The sequence below is a fragment of the Vibrio ouci genome (genome assembly GCF_004551525.1).
GTDB lineage: Bacteria > Pseudomonadota > Gammaproteobacteria > Enterobacterales > Vibrionaceae > Vibrio > Vibrio ouci.
In genome coordinates this window covers 43,549-64,083 of record NZ_SATR01000030.1, presented here as the reverse complement: position 1 = coordinate 64,083, position 20,535 = coordinate 43,549, and the positions used below count along the sequence as shown (strand labels likewise).

Annotated in this window: 21 protein-coding genes and 1 pseudogene; 13 read left to right on the top strand and 9 right to left on the bottom strand. The window is 45.6% G+C overall.

Features of this window, described 5'->3' with window-relative positions:
* Positions 1-144 precede the first annotated feature (144 nt).
* Positions 145-540, bottom strand: a pseudogene (locus ELS82_RS17580) (FAD-binding oxidoreductase); the annotation flags it as partial.
* Between the two features lie 73 nt (positions 541-613).
* Positions 614-2,275 carry a hydroxylamine reductase gene (hcp, locus tag ELS82_RS17575; protein ID WP_134836635.1) on the bottom strand — a complete coding sequence of 554 codons (1,662 nt, stop codon included), beginning with the start codon at positions 2,273-2,275 and terminating at the stop codon, positions 614-616.
* A gap of 427 nt (positions 2,276-2,702) precedes the next feature.
* Between hcp and ELS82_RS26360 the strand changes: the two genes are divergently transcribed.
* The gene (locus ELS82_RS26360; protein WP_167489362.1) at positions 2,703-2,861 is read left to right on the top strand and encodes a hypothetical protein; all 159 of its coding nucleotides are present in this window, start codon (positions 2,703-2,705) and stop codon (positions 2,859-2,861) included.
* A 54-nt stretch (positions 2,862-2,915) separates the two neighbouring features.
* Here the strand turns inward: ELS82_RS26360 and norR are convergent, their stop codons facing one another.
* Together norR and ELS82_RS17565 are read right to left on the bottom strand one after the other, a co-directional pair.
* Positions 2,916-4,445, bottom strand: a complete 1,530-nt coding sequence (gene norR, locus ELS82_RS17570) for a nitric oxide reductase transcriptional regulator NorR (RefSeq protein WP_134836634.1) — start codon at positions 4,443-4,445, stop codon at positions 2,916-2,918.
* Positions 4,446-4,559: 114 nt separating this feature from the next.
* Positions 4,560-5,498, bottom strand: coding sequence for a helix-turn-helix domain-containing protein (locus tag ELS82_RS17565; protein WP_134836633.1), 939 nt, complete (start codon positions 5,496-5,498; stop codon positions 4,560-4,562).
* A 235-nt stretch (positions 5,499-5,733) separates the two neighbouring features.
* On the opposite strand from ELS82_RS17565, the gene ELS82_RS26355 reads away from it, so the two are divergent.
* The 8 genes from ELS82_RS26355 to ELS82_RS17530 all read left to right on the top strand — a co-directional run bounded on the left by ELS82_RS26355 (position 5,734) and on the right by ELS82_RS17530 (position 11,738).
* Positions 5,734-5,889 carry a hypothetical protein gene (locus ELS82_RS26355; protein WP_167489360.1) on the top strand — a complete coding sequence of 52 codons (156 nt, stop codon included), beginning with the start codon at positions 5,734-5,736 and terminating at the stop codon, positions 5,887-5,889.
* Positions 5,876-8,068 (top strand): hypothetical protein, encoded by a 2,193-nt coding sequence (locus ELS82_RS17560; protein WP_134836632.1) that lies wholly within the window; start codon positions 5,876-5,878, stop codon positions 8,066-8,068. Before ELS82_RS26355 ends, ELS82_RS17560 begins: the two co-directional genes overlap by 14 nt.
* 173 nt (positions 8,069-8,241) lie before the next feature.
* The gene (locus ELS82_RS17555; RefSeq protein WP_134836631.1) at positions 8,242-8,664 is read left to right on the top strand and encodes a rhodanese-like domain-containing protein; all 423 of its coding nucleotides are present in this window, start codon (positions 8,242-8,244) and stop codon (positions 8,662-8,664) included.
* An 81-nt stretch (positions 8,665-8,745) separates the two neighbouring features.
* Entirely contained in the window at positions 8,746-8,925 is a 180-nt protein-coding gene (locus ELS82_RS17550; protein ID WP_134836630.1) for a hypothetical protein, read from the top strand.
* Between the two features lie 9 nt (positions 8,926-8,934).
* Positions 8,935-10,149 (top strand): MFS transporter, encoded by a 1,215-nt coding sequence (locus tag ELS82_RS17545; RefSeq protein ID WP_134836629.1) that lies wholly within the window; start codon positions 8,935-8,937, stop codon positions 10,147-10,149.
* A gap of 82 nt (positions 10,150-10,231) precedes the next feature.
* Positions 10,232-10,960, top strand: coding sequence for a sulfite exporter TauE/SafE family protein (locus tag ELS82_RS17540; protein WP_134836628.1), 729 nt, complete (start codon positions 10,232-10,234; stop codon positions 10,958-10,960).
* A 35-nt stretch (positions 10,961-10,995) separates the two neighbouring features.
* On the top strand, positions 10,996-11,289 hold the full coding sequence (locus tag ELS82_RS17535) for an antibiotic biosynthesis monooxygenase family protein (protein WP_134836627.1): 294 nt from the start codon (positions 10,996-10,998) through the stop codon (positions 11,287-11,289).
* A gap of 20 nt (positions 11,290-11,309) precedes the next feature.
* Positions 11,310-11,738, top strand: coding sequence for a YccF domain-containing protein (locus ELS82_RS17530; protein WP_134836626.1), 429 nt, complete (start codon positions 11,310-11,312; stop codon positions 11,736-11,738).
* A 57-nt stretch (positions 11,739-11,795) separates the two neighbouring features.
* On the opposite strand, the gene ELS82_RS17525 is transcribed toward ELS82_RS17530, so the two are convergent.
* Together ELS82_RS17525 and ELS82_RS17520 are read right to left on the bottom strand one after the other, a co-directional pair.
* Positions 11,796-12,662 (bottom strand): glycerol kinase, encoded by an 867-nt coding sequence (locus ELS82_RS17525; RefSeq protein WP_134836625.1) that lies wholly within the window; start codon positions 12,660-12,662, stop codon positions 11,796-11,798.
* Between the two features lie 49 nt (positions 12,663-12,711).
* Entirely contained in the window at positions 12,712-13,485 is a 774-nt protein-coding gene (locus ELS82_RS17520) for an AraC family transcriptional regulator (protein ID WP_134836624.1), read from the bottom strand.
* Between the two features lie 99 nt (positions 13,486-13,584).
* On the opposite strand from ELS82_RS17520, the gene ELS82_RS17515 reads away from it, so the two are divergent.
* Positions 13,585-14,703 carry a multidrug effflux MFS transporter gene (locus ELS82_RS17515; RefSeq protein WP_134836623.1) on the top strand — a complete coding sequence of 373 codons (1,119 nt, stop codon included), beginning with the start codon at positions 13,585-13,587 and terminating at the stop codon, positions 14,701-14,703.
* A 28-nt stretch (positions 14,704-14,731) separates the two neighbouring features.
* On the opposite strand, the gene nagA is transcribed toward ELS82_RS17515, so the two are convergent.
* The 3 genes from nagA to ELS82_RS17500 are packed head-to-tail and all read right to left on the bottom strand — an operon-like array spanning position 14,732 to position 17,442.
* Positions 14,732-15,865: an N-acetylglucosamine-6-phosphate deacetylase gene (gene nagA, locus ELS82_RS17510; RefSeq protein WP_134836622.1), complete on the bottom strand. Its 1,134-nt coding sequence runs from the start codon at positions 15,863-15,865 to the stop codon at positions 14,732-14,734.
* Positions 15,866-15,868: 3 nt separating this feature from the next.
* Positions 15,869-16,732 (bottom strand): N-acetylmannosamine kinase, encoded by an 864-nt coding sequence (locus ELS82_RS17505; RefSeq protein WP_134836621.1) that lies wholly within the window; start codon positions 16,730-16,732, stop codon positions 15,869-15,871.
* A complete protein-coding gene (locus ELS82_RS17500) occupies positions 16,720-17,442 on the bottom strand; it encodes a putative N-acetylmannosamine-6-phosphate 2-epimerase (RefSeq protein WP_134836620.1) in 723 nt (240 codons plus the stop codon). Before ELS82_RS17500 ends, ELS82_RS17505 begins: the two co-directional genes overlap by 13 nt.
* Positions 17,443-17,679: 237 nt before the next feature.
* On the opposite strand from ELS82_RS17500, the gene ELS82_RS17490 reads away from it, so the two are divergent.
* The 3 genes from ELS82_RS17490 (at position 17,680) to siaM (ending at position 20,516) form a co-directional block, all read left to right on the top strand.
* Entirely contained in the window at positions 17,680-18,645 is a 966-nt protein-coding gene (locus ELS82_RS17490; RefSeq protein ID WP_134836618.1) for a sialic acid TRAP transporter substrate-binding protein SiaP, read from the top strand.
* Positions 18,646-18,713: 68 nt separating this feature from the next.
* Positions 18,714-19,223, top strand: coding sequence for a TRAP transporter small permease (locus ELS82_RS17485; protein WP_038135089.1), 510 nt, complete (start codon positions 18,714-18,716; stop codon positions 19,221-19,223).
* Positions 19,224-19,232: 9 nt separating this feature from the next.
* Positions 19,233-20,516 carry a sialic acid TRAP transporter large permease SiaM gene (gene siaM / locus ELS82_RS17480; protein ID WP_005470240.1) on the top strand — a complete coding sequence of 428 codons (1,284 nt, stop codon included), beginning with the start codon at positions 19,233-19,235 and terminating at the stop codon, positions 20,514-20,516.
* Positions 20,517-20,535 lie beyond the last annotated feature (19 nt).

Sequence of the window (20,535 nt, the reverse complement as noted above, 5' to 3'; positions counted from 1 at the left end):
ATATCAATTAAATCATGCTTTTGGTTGATGGATGAACGCGTATCTTCAACAACGGAAAGGTGTTCTATGAGGCTCAAAGTCGATATCAATTTGTGGATTTGAGCCTATTAGATCATAGTTGTTAACAAAGTGCGATCCCGCCCTGGGGGTGATACCACAGCCCGCACTAAGCAAAGCGACCTTTTTCTTTGGTGGGCAATCGACACTATTAAATGGTCCTGTTGGTGCCAATACATCAACAGAATCGCCAATACTAAATTGGTCGATGACGTGATTCGATACAAGACCATCTTCAACTCGTTTAATCGTAAGTTTTAGATGATCATCGCCGGGCATTGAAGAGAGGGAATAAGCGCGGTATTCCATTTTCCCATTCAACTCGAAGCCGAGTGAGACAAACTGTCCTGGCTTGAAACCACTAAAGTGAAGATGGCTGCCATCGGCCGCCTCAAGTTTGATGCTAACCGTATCGTCTGTTTCGTTCCATTTATCGACGCAACGCATTTTTGCTGGTTGATTATTTTGCCATTCAATAAACATCGTTTCTCTCGTACAAAAGCGCCCAATACCAAGAGCTAAACACTCTAAGTACTGGGCGTGAGCAGTGAAGGGATTAAGCCGCTAGGATAGTTTTTAGGTCTTCTTCTACGCTGCCGATGCTGCGCATATCGAACTTATCTTGAATAACCTTGATTAGGTTGTCCGTTAAGAACGCAGGAGCCGTTGGGCCGGTGTAAATGCCTTTTACGCCTAGAGCAAACAGAGTCAGTAGAATCACGATCGCTTTTTGCTCGAACCAAGATAGAACCAAGGTTAGCGGTAGTTCGTTGATATCGCAGTCGAACTCTTTAGATAGTGCGAGTGCAAGCTGAATTGCTGAGTACGCATCGTTACATTGGCCAACATCAAGAAGACGTGGAATACCGTTGATGTCGCCAAATTGATTCTTGTTGAAACGGAATTTACCACACGCCAGTGTTAGGATGACGCTATCTTCTGGAGCTTGTGCTGTGAAGTCGGTGTAGTAGCTACGCTCTGATTTGTCACCGTCACAACCACCCACTAAGAAGAAGTGTTTGATGTTGCCTGCTTTGACTTGTTCAACCACTGCAGGAGCTGCTTGCATGAGTGCGTTGCGACCAAAGCCTACCGTGATCATTTGCTCAATTTCATCGTGCTGGAAGCCGTCTTGTGCAAGTGCACATTCGATCACTTGGCTGAAATCATCACCTTCAATGTGTGCCACACCTGGCCAACCCACAATGCTGCGAGTGAACAGGCGGTCGGCGTATTGACCTACGTTAGGGTTAAGCAAACAGTTTGACGTCATCACGATTGCGCCAGGGAAGTTCGCGAACTCTTTTTGCTGGTTTTGCCAAGCGCTACCGTAGTTACCCACTAGATGAGGGTATTTCTTAAGTTCTGGGTAGCCGTGTGCAGGTAGCATTTCACCGTTAGTGTAAACGTTGATGCCTTTGCCTTCTGTTTGTTGAAGGATTTTTTCTAGATCGTGCAGGTCATGGCCAGACACTAAGATTGCTTTGCCTTTGACTGTCTTGACGTTAACCGCCGTTGGCTCTGGGTGACCAAATGTCGCAGTTTCACCGTGATCAAGCATCTCCATCACTATGTAGTTCATTAGGCCAATTTGCATTGAACACTCAAGCAGTGCGTTCAAGTCTTCAGGATCGGTACCTAACCAAGCCATGATTTGGTGATACTCAGCAAAAATATCATTATTCGTTTGTTCAAGAACGCGAGCGTGCTCCATATATGCTGCTGCACCTTTTAGGCCGTAAAGACAAAGTAGACGCAAACCAATCACATCTTCACTGATGGTTTCGTAGCCACGGTTTACCGCAACTTGTGGAGCATAAGCTAAGATTGCCTCTGCTGTTGCTGGAAGCTCAAAATCAGCGACGCTTGGTGCTTGTTCTAGTTCAACATTCCCCAGTTTTGCCGCAGCAAGGGTTTGCTCTTTTAGGCGTGCTTTAAATTGTGCCGCTTGCGCAGATAGCTCAAGGATACGCTCAGGATCGAAGTTAACGTTGGTCAATGTCGAGAAGAATGCACGTGGTGCCCACTGGTTGATTTGATCATCGATGATATCGAATTTCTTCGCTTGTTCTGCCCAGTAAGATACGCCTTGTAGCGTGTAAACCAATACATCTTGTAGATCTGAAACTTTAGAAGTTTTACCACACATACCTTGTGCAAAAGAGCAGCCTTTAACGGTTGGGGTTTGAATTGTCTGTTCACATTGAATACAGAACATTGCGCGTCTCCAGTAGTAATAGTTATTAGTGGGATAGACCCATTAGTATTATTTGAGGCTACTAGAGCAGTTTGCGTGCCAATTTATAAGTTATTGATTATTTTGGTTTTATTTTGGTTTCTAAGAGTTGGGGGATGTACTTAACACATCGTAGGGCATGTTAAAATGACAACGAAATATAAGACTGTTAGTCGAATCGGTCTTGTGAAGTGTATTTTATTCAATCAATAAGTCCTTGTTTGCAGTGCCAATCAACCGATTGGTGATATCTTTACAACCCCTAGAGGTGTGATGTGAAATTCACATCGTTTGATGAATGGTTATTTTCTTAAAAGTAAACTAATCGGAAGATTGTTATAAATGTAGATCTGGATCACGCTTTGGTGCATAATCTGGTCAAAATTTGATTGATAAGAAAGGGTTAACTATGAGTGATGCGTTAAGCGCGGATAGTTACACACCACAAAGCAATCAAGGAATGAATGCGACATCTAAGAGTGGATGGAAGGATGCACTGACAATTGTTGCGATGCTAGGCTTCGCCGCTGCAATCATTGCACTTCGACTTTGGCCTTGGGTGATGTAACGTAACGGATATGATGAAAGGCGCTGCAATGCGCCTTTTTGCTACCTGTCTTTGTTAATTTGAAACGCCCAACTTTTTCCCCATACGATACAAATTACCTCGATCCATTTGCAGAAAACTGGCCGCTTGTGACCAAGTTCCATTCGATTTTTCTAGGGCGTGAACGATGAGCTCGCGTTGGTAAGTTTCAACTAAGTCTCGCATTGGGTGACTTTCTTTCGGCAATAGTGGTTGAGAAGAACGATTGCCGGCGATCTCTAAGTTGCCATTGAAGTGGTTTATTCTGATCATTTGCTGATTATCTTGAATCGCTCTAAGCGCAGCTCTAGTAAGCGTATGCTCCAGTTCACGTACGTTGCCAGGCCAGCGTTGGTTCTCCAATTGAACTAACGCTTTAGGATGCAGGTGCAGGTTTGGAATATTGAACTGACTGCGAACTTTTTCTAGTAAGTAACCAGCTAACACCGGAATATCGCCTTCACGCTTGCGCAGTGGAGGCACGGCAATAGGAAACACATTCAGTCGATGATACAGATCGGCGCGGAATGACCCTTCTTCGACCTCTTTTTCTAAATTACGGTTGGTCGCAGCAACGATGCGTACGTTAACCAATAGGTGTTTATCACTGCCGACTCTCTGTAACTCACCTTGCTGAATCACGCGCAGTAACTTAGCTTGCAAAAGGAGTGGGAGCTCTCCCAGCTCGTCTAAGAAGATGGTGCCGCCATCGGCCAATTCAAACTTGCCTGCTCGCGAGCTATTTGCACCAGTAAACGCCCCTTTGACGTGACCGAACAATTCACTCTCTGCCAGTCCTTCAGGCAGCGCCGCGCAGTTAACGTAAATCATAGGCTTGTTATTGCGGTGAGATTGCGCGTGGACACTATGCGCGACGAGCTCTTTACCGACGCCAGTTTCGCCCGTAATCAGTACCGCATAGTCAGACTGGGCAACGGTGGCGATGTTATTGCGCAGTTGGTTAATCTGCGGGCTGAGTCCAACCATCTCACCTTCTTTGGAGCGAGCTTGCTGAATAAGTGTTTCGGTTACATGCTTCTGCTTTTTGTTTTGTGCTTTCAGCGCTTTGATTTGGCCAATATTACGCAGGGTTGCCGCCGCAAGAGCAGCAAAGGTTTCAATGGTGACGGACTCAATGGCGTCAAAGGCTCCGACGGTCATTGAATCGAGCGTCAGTATCCCAACCAACTGCCCATCGACATGCAAGCTACAACCTAAACAGTCATGAACATCCAATTCGGCTTCTTCACTGAGTAGGACGCCACTAAACGGATCAGGCAATTCACAGTTGGCGTCAAAACGCACCGGCTGCTTACTTTGCATTATGGCTTCAAGGCGAGGGTGCGTTTTAGGGAAAAAACGTCGACCAAGGACACTACTTGATAGCCCTTTCACGGCAACAGGGGTTAAGAATCCGTCTTCATCAAAAATAAACAAAGCGCTCGCGTCACAGGGAAAGACCTGATCAATCCCATCAATCAGATGTTGATATTGCGTTTCACTGGTTAGATTCGAGCTTAAGTTCAGTGCGATATCAAGCAGCACTTTGTTCATGTTCTGGTGCATTGAAGAAGCCTTGCAGTATAGGTTTGCAGGCATCCTAACAAGCCGTTGTCATTAATACATCGCACTAAAGGGTATAAACGCCATACGCTTGATTTGGGTCAAGAAGTGTACGAGCTAACGAGTTTTGAACTGCTGCCGATATTGGTTTGGCGATACCCCAACCATGCGTCTAAAGTGGTGGCGCAGCGTAGTTGCATTCTCAAACCCAGCGAGGCTCGCAAGTCGCTCGATAGAATGATTGTCAACTTCGAGTAGTCCTTTCGCACGTTCGATTCGCTGCTGAATCAGCCACTCTTTTGGTGAGAGATCAAAACTAGCGCGAAACTTTCGGTCGAAGGTGCGGCGCGACATATTGGCTTTGGCCGCTAGCGCATCCACATTGATATTCATGTCCAAATTTTGGTTTGCCCAATCTAAAGCATAAGAGAATTGGTTCGGTACTTCTAATATTGGCGTTTCGACGAACTGCGCTTGTCCACCTTGCCGATGTGCAGATACCACTAAACGTTTCGCTACTTGGTTAGCAATCACATATCCGTAGTCTTGACGAATTACGGCTAAGCCAAGATCTAAGGCAGATGCACTACCCGCAGAGCAACCAATGCTGCCATCAAAAACGTATAGGACATCAGATTGATAGTGGATTGTCGGAAACTGTTCGCGAAAGGTTTTTTCATACATCCAGTGCGTGGTGGCCGTTTTACCATCAAGCGAACCTAACTTAGCCAGCAAGAAAGCCCCAGAACATAACGTCAGCACACGTTTACCGTCAGAAACAAACTTAGACACTTCGCGTTTAATGATATCAGGGATTGGGTAATCCCACGTTGGCCAACCGGGAATAATCAGCGTGTCATAGCTTTCAAGGCTCCCGGTGTATTGAGTCGACATGACAATGCCACCAGTCGTGGTAATAGCTTCATCTTCCATATTGATCACATCGGTCACATACCAATCTTCAAACTCTGGTCTAGGAAGGGCGAACAGCTCTATCGCACAAGACATCTCAAATAAGGTGACATGCGAGTGAGCGAGAATAGCGACACGGTTCATTTTCCGATCCTTGGTGAATGATAGTTTGGCTTAATATTAGCGGGTGTTTCATTCCAAGCCAAATGGCAGCCTCTTGATATGCATTTACACAGACATTTTATTACTGAATGTAATGATTAAGTGCTAGTTAAAAATATGTATCAATAAACTTATAGGTTAGTCATATAAAGACCTATATTTTATAAGGGTGTTTTATTTTTTATGTGAATAGTTGGCTTGCTATAAGGGAATTGACATGTTTAAAACGATTGCAAATGGAGTGCTAGTTATCGCACTCATTATAGGGCTTTCTGCGTGTGGCGGTGATGGGGGACGTACACCAGCTGTGGCTTCTTCAGATTCGCTAGTGCTACCACAACAATTGGAGGTTGTGACCAATGAAACTGAATAACATCTCCATTGCGCTCGCTCTCATTCTGCCGATGGGCGCAAACGCTGCATATAACGATGCAGGAACAGACTACAGCAATGCGGTAACCAATACTTATATATGGAATGCGGCACTAGAACCGATAGAACTGGTTAATAGCATTTTGTGTTTTACCGAGCAGTTCAACAGTGTCGAATTTGTCAATCAAGGACCATATTCAGTTTTAGCTGATGAGTCGGTTTGTTTTGACGACGAAGAGGACGGTTCGTCGGGGCAATCATCGGGTGCGACCAATACGCCTAGTTACATGACGGCAATTGCCAACATAACTAGGCAAGATGATTTTTCACCACTGTACGTTAACTTTTGGTTACCGGAAATGGGGACTGGGAGTGATGAACAAGCGATTAAATTCAAAGCGGAAATAACGGGAGGGGCGACAGATGACAACCCGTTTGGAGCGTTCCAGTTTAATTTTGATTTCTTTGACAACTTCACAGCCAATAATTCACTGGGTGGCGGGGAAGTGAAAACCATTAACTCAGTTCCGGGCTCAATTGGATTTACCATGTATGAGTCGGCGACGTTTGGTAGTGATTTTTACGAACAAAGCGCAAGTGTATTGATGTCTAGCGATCGTTCTAGTGGTGTTGCGTTAACAGGGGTGAATCGTACATGGGACGGACAAACTTCATTTGCACTCGCATATAACTCCACCCACGTTCTCGTTCAGAGTGTGAGCGGTGATTTTGCTGATCTACCTTATAAATCAGGAGTCAACAGCGGACAATGTCTGAGCAGAACAAGCTTTGATAGCTTCGTTCATCAATATGACTTATTTAACTCAACGACAGGAGCGCAAGTCCAAATTAACAGCGGATTCCCTATCAAGTATGACAGTGATGCGAATGGAAGCTATGACAGTTATGGTCATATTGGTTACTGGGGTGTTTGGACTGAAACTGAAGGTGCATTAACGAGTGGTGATACAGTGGTTCGTGACAACAATGGTGTCGAGACGAGCTATACCTACGTGAATGCCCCTGGACGTTTAATTAAAAATACGGTCAAGACATTAGCATTAGCGAATGCACGTGGTATCCGTTTCTCTTACTGGGACGATGCAATTTTCGCTGATAACAATTATGACCAGTGGGTAGTGAATTACTTAACGGTGGCGGATGATGCAGTTGGTAGTGACGGTTTCTATAAAACAGGCAAGCTATCGTGGGGAGAAAATGGTCCTGAGATCACAGAGCAAACACCAGATCAGATATTGCTGTCTGCGTTTGACTCATTGTACATGTACTCAGAACAGCTGGGCGGGGAAGTCAAATTCCTTCAAGGCCAAACTGCGTTGACATATTACGAGCAATCTTTTGTTAATGGTAGTGAGACGGGCAGTGGTGAGCTACTTCAGTCTGGTAGTGTGACTTTAACTTGTTATGACAACTGTCCAATCGGTACGTTGGAGCTGGCTGACCTAACTAACTACAGTGGGGCAGGGAGTCCATTTGAGACAACCTCTGGGCCATTCACTTATACCTTTTCTTCTTCTGGTGGTAATGCGTTGACGTTGGTCAGTACAAATAGCAGTGAGCCAGTTCGCTATGCAGCTTCTCTGACTCAGAGCAATATAGATTCGACACCGCATAGCTGGGGAGTACGCAGTGGACCAATGATTACGGGCTCTGTAAGTAATAGTTATGATATCTATGATCCAAGTATTGTTACGGAGTTCTACGTGTGGGAAACGGGTATTCAAACTTGGAATCAGTTGTCTACTGTACGTGATAGTTCGAATAATATTGTCAGCTTTGAAAAGCCGCTGCAATTGGTCTATCAGCACACTGATGCTAATGATCGTAGCGGCAATGCAGGCGATTATGATGGTCAAACTTTCCTAATTAATTATGGCGGTAACGGTAGCTTGTGGGGCATACCAAATGATTCCGGTTCAGGTCAATATCGCCCTGCTTTCTCGTTAGCCGATGGTGTGTTACTTGGTAGTACAAACCAATATGCTGTTAAGGCTCTCGACATTGAGCAAACGATGCAATTGGCATCCGGCCAATGTGGTGACTTGACGTTAACTGATCCTGCCGTTGACGTGCCAACAGGTGTCACTGGAAGTGCTGATATTGGAGATATGCCAATAGTAGAAGGTGATCCATCAGTCATAGCTGGTGTGACTCAATAATCGATCCCATACCCAACATGAGAACCAAACCACTGTGGCCGAATAGGCGACAGTGGTTTTTTTGAGAGGAAATGTTGGCTTAATATTAACGAACCTTGTCTTTTAAGCCAGTTCTTTTGTTTGAAGTTTCTCCGCATCATAGATGGTGTCGAAAGCAAACAAGGAGAAATGACATGGGAAGTGCAGTATCAAGAGTGGCAGCGGCAACCAGTGAAGAAGCACTGGCGCATTTTGAATCACTACTAAAATATGAGACAGATTGTTGGGATGTGCACCATGCGTTAACCAATGATTTGCAAAACTTTGTGTTGGTCGATGTACGCGGTGAAACCTTATATGAACAAGGCCATATTCAAGGCGCGATCAATATTCCTCACCCAAGGCTCAATGAAAAGCGACTTGCTGAATTTCCTCACGACACCTTGTTTGTCGTCTATTGTGCGGGACCGCATTGCAACGGCACGGAAAAGGCGGCGATTCGGTTAGCTAAATTAGGTAGACCCGTTAAGAAAATGATTGGTGGAGTAACGGGCTGGCTAGATGAAGGGTTCGAATTACAGTCACTAACCGATGTATGCAAAAAACGCATAGCCTAATTGATTAAAGATCATTTGAGTCATTGTGCGGAGATCTCTACACTTCGCGCTCTTTTTAAACCCATGCTGAGATTTAGAATCATGTTTTCTCAATCACTTTTCGCTCAGCTGATGAGAATGACCCTGCTATTGGGCTTGTCTCTTGTTGTTGTTCATCACTCTCCAACATTACTGGAGTTGTTAGCGCAACAGGCGATCAATAGCGGCTGCCACCAGACGACTGGTGGTGAACACGGCCATTCTCACCACCATCATCACTAAGGTTATGCGATGAGCATTTTTCGATTTCCAATCATTGTCTGGCTAGGGATCGCCATATTAATTACCTGTCTAGGTATCAGACAGTCTTTTGGCATTTTTATGATGCCGATTTCGGACCATTTTCAAACGGGCCGTGAGTTCTTTAGCTTTGCAATTGCCCTACAAAACCTATTGTTTGGTGTCTTCCAACCATTTGTTGGTATGGCTGCTGATCGATTTGGCGCTAAGCGTATCATCATCATGGGCGCGATCGCTTACGGGGTAGGTCTATATTTAACATCTATCGCAGTAGAGCCAAGCATGTTGTACCTATCGCTAGGCGTGTTAGTAGGCCTTGGTCTAAGTGCGACAAGCTATGTGATCGTGCTTGGTGCCGTCGCGAAAGTAGTCCCTGCTGAACATGCTGCAAAAGCATTCGGTTTGACGACCGCTGCTGGTTCGTTTGGTATGTTTGCGATGATTCCAGGCGCACAGACTATGTTGACTGAGTTTGGTTGGCAGGGTGCACTGCAGGGTTTTGCTATTCTTTGTTCGACCATGATTGCCTTTGCGCTGTTTATGCGCTCGCCTAAGCCGTCAGATAACACTGCGCAAACAGAAGAAGCACAACAAACGCTTAAGCAGGCGTTAAAAGAGGCATTTAGCCACAAAGGTTACTGGCTAATTCATGCGGGTTTCTTTGTGTGTGGCTTCCATGTGATGTTTATTGCAACGCACTTACCAAGTTACTTAGCTGATAAAAACTTGTCGGCTCAGACTGCGGCCATGGCGTTAGCTTATGTGGGTATCTTTAATATTTTCGGCTCTTATTTCTGGGGCGTGATGGGAGATAAATTCAGTAAGCGCCACGTGATGTCAGCCCTATACCTAATGCGCACAGTTGTGATTGGTGCCTTTGTAACGTTACCAGTTACGGAGCACACCGCCGCTATCTTTGGTGGTGCGATTGGTTTCTGCTGGCTCGGCACAGTGCCGTTAACATCAGGCTTAGTTCGTCAGATCTTCGGCGCGAAATACCTATCGACCTTGTATGGTTTGGTGTTCTTTACTCACCAAGTTGGCAGCTTCTTGGGTGCTTGGGCAGGAGGTCGTATTTATGATTACTACGGCTCATACGATCCGATCTGGTGGTCAACGGTAGTGCTTGCTTTTGCCGCAGCATTGATTCATTTGCCGATTAACGACAAACCAATCGAAAGAACTCTGTCTCCTACCACTGCGTAAGAAAACTGAATAATTTGTAAGCCCATCATTTTCATTTCGATTATGATGGGCTTAGTTTTTTCTATGATAATAAATACTTTATATGCTTGCTGAATGGATGACTCCCGAAGCATTGATCGCGGCCTTACTCATTTTCTTAGGCTCTTTTGTACAGACTGCGATTGGCTTTGGTTTAGCGATTGTCGCTGCCCCGTTATTGTTTTTGATTTCACCTGACTACGTGCCAGCACCGATTTGTCTTGTCGCGTTGTTTATCTCCATTCTTAATGCGATGAAGCATCGTGATAGTGTTGAGATTGGCGGGCTGAAAATGGCGCTTATCGGCCGAGTTCCTGGCTCGATTGCTGGTGGTGTACTGCTAGTGATGGTTTCAACAGACTTGCTAGCTCTATGGCTGGGCGCATTGGTGCTGTTTGCAGTGATCGTAAGCCTACTACCGTTTCGTATTGAACCAACGCCAGCGCGCATGACGATAGCCGGATTTTTCTCTGGTTTCTTTGGTACCAGTTCAGGGATTGGCGGCCCGCCGATGGCGCTACTGTTGCAGCATCAAGAAGCGAATCAGTTGCGTGGTAACTTATCCGCATTCTTTGTTTTTAGTTCGATGATATCCTTGATCATTCAGATGCCAGCGGGTTTCCTAACTATGCACCATGTGTGGATTACTGTGCCTTTGATTCCTGCAGCTTGGTTGGGGTATAAATTAGCAAGACTCACGACACAAACATTACCTAAAGAGAAGATTCGCATTGGTGCTCTGCTGCTTTGTTCTATTAGTGGAGCAACCGCAGTGTGGCAAGGTTTGCAATAAATTAGGTGATATTCATCTTACGTTAAGGAAAGATCATGATACTGGAAGTCGCAATCTTAGATGTAAAGCCAAATCTTGAGACAGAGTTTGAACACAATTTTGCAAAGGCACAGGCTATTATTTCAAGTATGAAAGGCTATGTGTCGCATCAGCTACAACGCTGTATTGAAAACCCAAGCCGCTACATTTTGTTGGTAAACTGGGAAACATTAGAAGATCACGAGCAGGGCTTTAGGCAGTCTGCTGAATATCAGGAATGGAAGGCTCTTTTACACCATTTTTACGATCCATTCCCAACTGTAGAGCATTATAAGCCGGTCTACAGTTAGACTTTGATAGGAGAAATAGAGTGCTTAGAGTTCTCGGTAATATAATTTGGTTTTTGTGTGGTGGTGTGATCATGGGGCTAGCTTGGTGGCTAGTTGGTTTGATTTGCTTTATCAGTATTATTGGTATCCCTTGGGGACGAGCATGTTTCGTTATCGGTAATTTCTCTTTCTTCCCGTTTGGTCAAGAAGTGATTAGCCGTGACGAGTTAACCAAAGAGATGGATATTGGTACCAGTCCACTTGGGACGATAGGTAACATTGTTTGGTTCTTATTGGCTGGTATTTGGCTTGCTATTGGTCATATTATGTCGGCAGTGGCGTGTTTCATTACCATCATCGGTATTCCATTCGCGCTACAGCATTTGAAACTGGCGTACATTTCATTAGCACCAATTGGTAAAACAGTGGTGTCGAAGGAAGAAGCGGCTATCGCGCGCTACAGTAAGTAATTTTAGAGTATTTTAAAGCCCGCTTAGAGCGATCTAAGCGGGCTTTTTTGTATCAACTTAATAGGCCTTAATACCAAATGCTTTTAGCCGCGCAGGTAGCACATCATCCAATTGGGCTACTTCTTCTGGCAGAACTTCAATTAAGGCGAAGTTGTGCTGCTCATAGATTTGTCGAATGGCCTGTCGCTCGGTTTCAGGTACCTCTCCGGTATCACTGCCCCAATATTGTAAATAGACTTTCCCGCTTGGTAGGTAGAAATCGCTCAATACATCTTGTTCGATCGGAAGTTGTCTATCGTATGCGTGGACGACGCCATTCATATACAGCCAATTGTCGATGATGAGCTCACCTTTGGAGCGAACATAATGGCCGTCTAAGGTGCGGTGTTTCGCTTCAAATTTTTGCCTGAAGCTAGAGAGTGACTTGTCGGTAGCATGTGCTTCGGCATCTTGCCCTGAGAACTCGACTACAGATTGGCGTAATCGCTTATTGCGTGCAATAGAGTCGTGCCAAACAGCGAATTTTTGACCACTCTCTTTGTCTTCGCGTTGATAACCACCAACAGTAAGCCCTGAGGCGGTGACATGCCAACCATCGTCGGTTTTTTCTATCCAGCCGAGTTCTTGAAGTAGTTGATTGATCTTCTTTGCGTTTAAAGAGAAGCGTTGGCCAATTTGAGTCGCACTTAGCGTCTTACCGCTGGTGGCATCGGTATCGATCAGCAGGTTCTCAGGCCAGACAATAAATTGACCAAACTTGGTGTGATTCACGTATTCGCCACCAAACTTACTGCCTAGTTCGGTAAGCACCCAGCCATCTTCACCACGATTAATGTAACCAGCGGTTTTTAACTCGTTGAAGAGTTCTTTTGCTTCTAGGCTACGTAGTTTGGCTAAAGCAGTGGTTGAGATTTTGTCAGACATGGATACCTCCGATTCGATATCGATATTGTTGGAGCAAAGGCCAATTTAATCAAGCAGATGAGTGCAAATATTGGAGAGGCGTAGCCCCAGTTTGCTGCTTGAAGAAGGTAATGAATGCACTGTCGCTGGAAAACTCTAGCTGATAGGCGACGTCATTGACTTGCAGACCTTGTGATAACAGTTCAATCGATCTCAATAATCGCCATTGTTGCCGCCAAGATTGGTAGGGCATACCGGTTTCTTTGTTAAAGATGCGGCTGATAGTTTTGCTGCTTGCGCCTACTTGATTGGCTAATTGGTTGAGAGCGGGAGCAACGGAGGTGGGGTGACCGAGTGAGTTAATCCACGTTATAAGCCTTGGATCTGTTGGAAGTGGCAATGAGAGAGATTGCTCTGGCGCTTGTTCGAGCTCTTCGATAAATAGGGCGAGCGTATTGCGCATTTCTGGCTCTGGCTTATCCCACGGCCAAAAAGCCATGCGCTCGATTAGCGCTTGCAGTAAGGAGTTCACTTCTACAACTTTGATTTGCTCAATAGGTGGCGTGATAGCGGGCGAGAAATAGAGTGAACGATACTCGACGACATTATTCATGGTTGCGCAGTGCTCAACACCCGCAGGAATCCAAGCTGCGCGCGTGGGTGGTAAAACACTTTTCTTCCCTTTAAGTTGAATGCTCATACACCCTTGTGGCGCATAGAGTAATTGAGCTTTGTTGTGGGTGTGCATGCCAGAATCATGCTTGCCAATTCTTACTGCAATACCAATAACTGGGCTACATAACTCGTCCGCATTGAAGCGAGTTGACTCATCAATTAGTGCCATTTGTCTCTATTTTGAAGTTTATTGTTCCAATGTCGTTATTTGGACTTTAGCACTCTTCATTAAACTGCGCTCACTTTTTAGAAACTTAGTGAGTAAGAGATGAATAAAATCCCTTCTGTTTGGCTCATGGTGGCGTTGATGATGTTTCCGCAAATCATTGAAACGATCTACAGCCCGGTATTGCCTCATATCGCCCAAGCGTTTGAGGTGAGCAGTAGTATGGCTGGCCAAACATTATCCATTTATTTTACTGCGTTTGCGGTTGGCGTGGTTTTTTGGGGTATTGCGGCAGACTATCTTGGTCGTAGGCGCGCGATGCTACTTGGTTTAACCGTCTATGGGTTGGCGGCGATAGGTGCTTTGTTTGCCAATCAATTTGAATGTTTGATGTTATTTAGAGCGTTGAGTGCTTTTGGTGCAGCTGTGGGCTCTGTGGTGACGCAAACCATGCTGCGTGATAGCTATGATGGGCCAGGACTCGCCAAAGTGTTCGGTTACATGGGAATGGGTATTTCGATTAGCCCAGTGCTTGGCTTAATGTCTGGCGGCTTGTTGTCTGAACTCGCTGGCTACCAAGGCGTATTTACTGCTTTGTCGTTATTGGCTTTAGTGTTACTGCTAGTATGTTGTTGCTGTTTACCTGAAACCAAAGCGGAACATATTAGCAAGCCTGACATCGTCGCTTTAGCTAAGCAGATGATACTTGATAAGAGCCTTTGGCTCGATGCTGTGATGGTTGCTGGCTTTAACATCTTGTTGTTCAGCTATTATCTTCAAGGTCCGTTTGTGTTTGAAACTATGGGACTAACCAGCCAACAATTTGGTTACAGTGGCGCAGTATTAGCCTTAGGCACTTTTATCGGTAGCATCATCAATAAGAGTTTATTGCAGCGTGAATGGCGATCTAGTTTGTTGGTCAGGCTAGCGGTCAGCGGGGCATTAGTCGGTGCGCTCGGTGTATGGGCACTGCAATCAAGCTTATGGTTCTTGGCTCCTATGTTAGTGATTGTTGCCTCGTTTGGAGTGGGAATTCCCAATCTATTAAGCGGCGCACTCATCAAGTACAAGGCTCAGGCTGGCAGTGCAGGTGCTCTGTTTGGATTGATGTACTATTTGATGATTGGTCTTGGCTTGTCAGCTGTCGGGGTAATGCAAGACCTTGGTATGGCGCTTAGCGTATTTGGCGCGGTATTGCTGGTGGCGAAGCTGGCTCGATAAACAAAAAAGGAGGCGATGGCCTCCTTTTTTAGTACAGCTTGCCATCTACGAGCACCGCCTGACTTCGGTAATCTTGGTCTAATACGGTCGCGGAGGCGCGGAAGCCACTCTTTAGTTCGCCAAGCTTTTCGCATTGCAGCGCTTGTGCGGGGTAGGTTGAAGCCATCTTGAGCGCTTCGTCCTCAGAAATCCCCCATTCAATGACGTTTGCGACTGACTCATCCATACCAATATGCGCGCCAGCGAGGCTGCCTCTACTGTTGACCAACTTATTGTCTACAACACGGATCACTTCGCCATCTAGCTCGAAATAACCTTTTTCGCTACCAACTGTCGCCATCGCATCAGTGACAATCAACATTTTACCTTGCGGTTTGGCTTTGTGGGCAAGTAGGAAGCTTTGCGGATGAACGTGGATATTATCGGTAATGATTGAACACCAAGCACTATCGGTATTTAGCGCTGTTCCTACCACACCAGGCTCTCTGCCTTCAAAGGGTGACATGGCATTAAATAGGTGGGTAAACCCGTCGACATAGCTGAGTTTTTCTTCGGTTAACTGTGATGCTTTGGCGTTGCTATGACCACAAGATAAGGTGAAGTTTTGTGCTTTCATCCAGTTCAAGGCACTTGGTTCGATGTTCTCTACTGCAGCGGTAACTAAAACCTTCCCCTGACTTGGCCAAGTAAACTGGTTAAGGTCTTCAACGCTTGGCGCATAAAACAAATTGGGATCGTGGGCCCCTTTTTTATCCTTGTTTAGCCAAGGCCCTTCAAGGTGGACACCCAGTAGACCGGCAATCTGATCGCTCATCCCTTGCTCTGTTGCATTGAGTGCCAATTGAATGTTTTCCGGTGTAGAGCTGATCAAAGTCGGTAGCAAATAGGCAGTGCCGTGTTTACGGTGAGCAGAGCAGATGGTGTCGATACCTTGTGGGGTAATGGTATTATTAAACATTACCCCTCCGCCGCCATTAACTTGAATATCGATAAAACCAGGGGCGATAAGTGCATCAGCAAAGTGTTGGTGCTCAATATCATCGGTCAACTCAGATATCGGGATGATGGTGTGAATATGTTCTTCATCCCAAACTAATGCAGCATCAGTATGGTTTTGATTACCGTCAAAAATACGTGGGGCCGAGATGGCTTTGAGTCCCATTCTTTACTCCTTAAATTGATAGGCTGCGCCAAGTAGACAAGCATCGTAGTTGCCGACTGCTTCAGTTACAGGGATTTGAAACGCATTTGGTCGCGTTTGAATCGCTTGTCTTACACGCTCTAAATAGCCTTTGGCGAGTCCAACACCACCACCTAGAACAATCACATCCAGATCCAGCGTCGCTTTTAAGTTACAGCATAGTGTAGCAATGGCTTGGGCACTGTGAGCGATGATCGCTTCGGCGATAGGGTTGTTGTCCGCTCGCTCAAAAAGGTCGATATTGCTAATGGGTGGATTAAACTCAGCATTGCTGGCTTTTTTAATCGCGGTACCAGAAGCGATCGCTTCCACACACCCTATCTGGCCACAACCGCATTGCGGGCCTTGGCTATCAATAGAGATATGACCGACATGCCCCGCTAAGCCTGCGCCGCCTTTATGTAATTTACCATCAATGATAATACCGCCACCAACCCCGGTAGAGACAGTAATGAACGCCATATTTTCCACCGCTGTATCAAGTTTAATAAACTCGTACCATGCCGCAGCTTGGGCGTCGTTGAGCATCGCGACTGGTTTATTGGTCAGTGACTCCAGCGCTTGGGCAAGTGGGAAAGGGCTTGGAAAAGCTAAGGTATCTGGGTTGATGGCTGAGATCCCGCCTTTGGTGACCAAGCCCGTTGTCGACACCCCGATATTGTTTATTGTTGGCAGCCACTGCTCTGCGCGCGCCAGTATGACTTGGGCAAACTGAGCTGCACTTTGCGCTTTAGGCGTCGGGATCTGAGCGCGTTCGATGAGCTCACCATTTTTGACTAAGCCTATGGCTATCTTGGTTCCGCCAATGTCGATGGCTAGTGTGTGCATTGCTTTTCCCCTACCGCTTGCGTTGCGGCATTAAACCAGTTGGTGACCACTTCTAGGCGAGTAATCGCTGAACCAACAGTGACCGCTACTGCGCCGGCTTCTATCGCTTGAGCCGCTAGCTCTGGTGTGTTGTAGCGACCTTCTGCCATTGTAAAGAATCCCGCTTGGGAAAACTGTTTCACCAATTGCAAATCTGGCTCTGTAGGCTCTACATCGCCAACATAGCCAGATAGCGTTGAACCAATGATTTCAACACCTTGTGAGTTGGCCCATTCGCCATCTTCAAAACAAGAACTGTCTGCCATCGCAAAGCAACCAGAGTTCTTAATCGCTTGTGCAATGTGTTCGCGGCTTTCTGGACGAACGCGATCGGTAGCATCAAAGGCAATGATCGTGGCTCCCGCATTCGCAAGGTTATCAACATCGCGGGCAAAAGGTGTGATGCGAACAGGACTGTCCTGCAAGTCACGTTTCACGATTCCAATAATTGGTACACTGACCGCTGCAGCCACAGCGGCGACATTTTCGACACCTTCGATACGAAGGGCTTTCGCTCCTGCTTGTTCTGCAGCCAGCGCCATCGCGACGATAAATTCTGTTTTTTCTAATGGACTACCAACAACAGGCTGGATAGAAACCACTGTTTGACCTAGCAAAGATGACTTTAACTCATTGATATTTGGGTTTTTTGTTCTCACGACGGGCCTCATAAATTAAGCGTTGAATTGCGGAGTGATGGGAAGAAAACGATCCATCACAATTCGTCTAATCAGTCTGCCAATTGATAACTCTGGCGAATTTTTGTCCGCGATCACATTTTGCAAAAAGTTGGTTTGAAAATAATCTTCACGGCAATAATAATCCATAACGAAGATTTTTTTCAAACAAAATAAAAGTTTTTTTTGAAATTGGTGAAACAAGGTAAAAATCGAATAAAAGGGAATAATATGAAAGCCATCAACAAACTTACTATCGCTATGCTGGCTCTTGGTTGCGTTGCTACAGTTAATGCTGAAACGACGCTAAAAATGGGTATGCAAGCTTCTGTTGGTTCTGTCGAATACACGTCAGCGAAGCTTCTAGCGGACACAATCGAAGAGATGAGTAATGGCGAGTTGAAGCTAGCACTGTACCCAAGTGCCCAGCTAGGCGATGACCGAGCAATGCTTCAACAACTAAGTATGGGTGATTTGGATATCACTTACGCTGAGTTTGGTCGAATGGGTCTTTGGATCCCACGTGCCGAAGCGGTAACACTGCCTTATGTTGCGCGCGACTACGATCACCTGCGTCGTATGTTCGACTCGGAATTTGGTCAAGGTGTTCGTGAAGAAATGCTGACTAAGTTTAACTGGCGTGCGCTAGATACTTGGTACAATGGTACGCGTGAAACCACTTCTAACCGCCCTCTAAATAACATTGAAGACTTTAAAGGTCTTAAATTACGTGTTCCAAACGCTAAGCCAAATCTGAACTACGCAAAACTGTCAGGTGCATCTCCAACACCGATGGCTTTCTCTGAAGTTTACCTAGCACTGCAAACTAACGCTGTTGATGGTCAAGAGAATCCGTTACCTACCATCAAAACCATGAAGTTCTATGAAGTTCAAGGCAACTTGGCGATGACTAACCACATCGTTAATGACCAGATGGTGATCATTTCTGAGCCGACGTGGCAAAAGCTTTCAGCAGAAGAAAAAGAGATCGTAAGCAAAGCTGTTGCTAAAGCGGGTGCTGCACACACTGCATCTGTGAAACAGCAAGAAGCTGATCTGATTTCATTCTTTGAGAAAGAAGGCGTGAACGTTACTTACCCAGACTTAGCGCCATTCCGTGAAGCAATGCAGCCGCTGTACGCTGAGTTTGAAGAAAAGATCGGCGCGCCTGTGGTTAAGAAACTCGCAGCTATGTAAGGAAATAGACGAGACAGTTTATTTCGATTATTCAGGCTGGCCGCACTTGGCCAGCCATGGAGCTAAAGATGTTTAAGAAGATAATTGAAAATATTGAAGAGATCATAACCGTACCTTTAATGGTGGTGCTGTTGGTTGTTCTGACCTGGCAGATTGGTACCCGTTGGTTACTCAATGACCCTTCTCTTTGGAGTGAAGAACTCGCCCGAGTTCTGTTTATGTATATGTCGTTAATTGGCTGTGCGATTGCGATTAAGCGCAATACACACGTCAACATCACTTTTTTCTCAGACAAATTGCCTGAAAAAGCCCGCTTGGCATTAGTGCTGTCATTAGAAGTTGCGGTGCTGTTTTCTATCATCGCCATCATCTATTTAGGCTACCAACACGTTCAGCGTACTGCTTTCTTCGAGTTGATTACTTTAGGAGTATCAAGCAGTTGGATGAACTATAGCTTGCCTTTAGGTGGACTATTTATGGTGTTCAGACAGCTTGAGAAAATGTTTGGACTTTCAAAGCAACTGTTTGGTTGCACTAAAGATGCTCAGGCATCTAACTCGCAAATGGCACAGAGGTAGGGAATCCTTATGGCAGGTTCAATTTTTGGCTGGCTAGGGCTGCTGTTTGCAGGTATGCCAGTAGGCTTTTCACTGATTTTCGTTGCGTTGGTGTTCTTGCTTGTTACCAATAGCACAGGTATTAACTTTGCTGCTCAACAAATGTTGGGTGGTATCGACAACTTCACATTGTTAGCGGTTCCGTTTTTTGTGTTGACTGGTCATTTGATGAATAGTGCAGGCATCACAGAGCGAATCTTTAACTTTGCTAAATCTATGGTTGGCCATATTACGGGCAGTTTGGGCCACGTAAACATCATGGCGAGCTTACTGTTTTCTGGTATGTCGGGCTCGGCTTTGGCTGATGCGGGTGGTTTAGGACAACTCGAAATTAAGTCGATGCGTGATGCAAAGTATGACGATGATTTCGCCGGTGGTTTGACTGCAGCCTCTTGTATTATTGGTCCATTGGTTCCCCCTTCAATTCCTTTGGTCATCTATGGTGTGGTTTCTAATACGTCCATCGGTGCTTTATTCTTGGCAGGTGCGATCCCTGGGTTATTGTGTTGTGCTGCTCTGATGACGATGAGTTACTTTATCTGTAAGAAGCGTGGGTATATGACATTGCCGCGTGCATCACGTAAAGCGCAGTTAAAATCTTTTAAAGAAGCGTTCCTATCTTTGCTGACGCCTGTGATCATTATTGGCGGTATCTTCTCAGGTAAGTTCACGCCAACGGAAGCGGCGGTCGTTTCTTCTCTATACGCTTTGTTCTTAGGTACAGTCGTGTACAAGCAACTTACGTTAAGCGGCTTTGTTGAAATCTTAAGAGAAACGGTTAACACCACGGCAGTGGTTGCGTTAATGGTGATGGGTGTAACGGTATTTGGTTGGATTGTTGCACGTGAACAGTTGCCACAAATGCTGGCGGATTACTTCCTAACCATCAGTGAGAATCCACTCGTTTTGCTACTACTTATCAACTTACTGCTACTGTTCTTGGGAACCTTTATTGAATCATTGGCGCTATTGCTGCTGCTGGTTCCTTTCCTAGTACCTGTGGCAGGTGCGGTGGGCATCGACCCAGTTCACTTTGGTGTAATGGCTATCTTGAACCTGATGATCGGTATCTTAACTCCGCCGATGGGCATGGCGTTATACGTCGTATCACGTGTAGGTGACATTCCATTCCACGTGTTAACGCGCGGCGTGATTCCATTGCTTGTGCCACTATTTATCGTGCTTGCACTTGTTGCCGTTTTCCCTCAATTCACTCTGTTGCTTCCTGAAATCTTCTTAGGCTACGGACAGTAGAAACAAAATTATTAAAGGT

Excerpts from the sequence above, each read along its gene's own strand:
- hcp (WP_134836635.1), bottom strand. The coding sequence starts at position 2,275 with ATGTTCTGTATTCAATGTGAACAGACAATTCAAACCCCAACCGTTAAA.
- ELS82_RS26360 (WP_167489362.1), top strand. The coding sequence starts at position 2,703 with ATGAGTGATGCGTTAAGCGCGGATAGTTACACACCACAAAGCAATCAA.
- norR (WP_134836634.1), bottom strand. The coding sequence starts at position 4,445 with ATGCACCAGAACATGAACAAAGTGCTGCTTGATATCGCACTGAACTTA.
- ELS82_RS17565 (WP_134836633.1), bottom strand. The coding sequence starts at position 5,498 with ATGAACCGTGTCGCTATTCTCGCTCACTCGCATGTCACCTTATTTGAG.
- ELS82_RS26355 (WP_167489360.1), top strand. The coding sequence starts at position 5,734 with ATGTTTAAAACGATTGCAAATGGAGTGCTAGTTATCGCACTCATTATA.
- ELS82_RS17560 (WP_134836632.1), top strand. The coding sequence starts at position 5,876 with ATGAAACTGAATAACATCTCCATTGCGCTCGCTCTCATTCTGCCGATG.
- ELS82_RS17555 (WP_134836631.1), top strand. The coding sequence starts at position 8,242 with ATGGGAAGTGCAGTATCAAGAGTGGCAGCGGCAACCAGTGAAGAAGCA.
- ELS82_RS17550 (WP_134836630.1), top strand. The coding sequence starts at position 8,746 with ATGTTTTCTCAATCACTTTTCGCTCAGCTGATGAGAATGACCCTGCTA.
- ELS82_RS17545 (WP_134836629.1), top strand. The coding sequence starts at position 8,935 with ATGAGCATTTTTCGATTTCCAATCATTGTCTGGCTAGGGATCGCCATA.
- ELS82_RS17540 (WP_134836628.1), top strand. The coding sequence starts at position 10,232 with ATGCTTGCTGAATGGATGACTCCCGAAGCATTGATCGCGGCCTTACTC.
- ELS82_RS17535 (WP_134836627.1), top strand. The coding sequence starts at position 10,996 with ATGATACTGGAAGTCGCAATCTTAGATGTAAAGCCAAATCTTGAGACA.
- ELS82_RS17525 (WP_134836625.1), bottom strand. The coding sequence starts at position 12,662 with ATGTCTGACAAAATCTCAACCACTGCTTTAGCCAAACTACGTAGCCTA.
- ELS82_RS17520 (WP_134836624.1), bottom strand. The coding sequence starts at position 13,485 with ATGGCACTAATTGATGAGTCAACTCGCTTCAATGCGGACGAGTTATGT.
- ELS82_RS17515 (WP_134836623.1), top strand. The coding sequence starts at position 13,585 with ATGAATAAAATCCCTTCTGTTTGGCTCATGGTGGCGTTGATGATGTTT.
- nagA (WP_134836622.1), bottom strand. The coding sequence starts at position 15,865 with ATGGGACTCAAAGCCATCTCGGCCCCACGTATTTTTGACGGTAATCAA.
- ELS82_RS17505 (WP_134836621.1), bottom strand. The coding sequence starts at position 16,732 with ATGCACACACTAGCCATCGACATTGGCGGAACCAAGATAGCCATAGGC.
- ELS82_RS17500 (WP_134836620.1), bottom strand. The coding sequence starts at position 17,442 with ATGAGGCCCGTCGTGAGAACAAAAAACCCAAATATCAATGAGTTAAAG.
- ELS82_RS17490 (WP_134836618.1), top strand. The coding sequence starts at position 17,680 with ATGAAAGCCATCAACAAACTTACTATCGCTATGCTGGCTCTTGGTTGC.
- ELS82_RS17485 (WP_038135089.1), top strand. The coding sequence starts at position 18,714 with ATGTTTAAGAAGATAATTGAAAATATTGAAGAGATCATAACCGTACCT.
- siaM (WP_005470240.1), top strand. The coding sequence starts at position 19,233 with ATGGCAGGTTCAATTTTTGGCTGGCTAGGGCTGCTGTTTGCAGGTATG.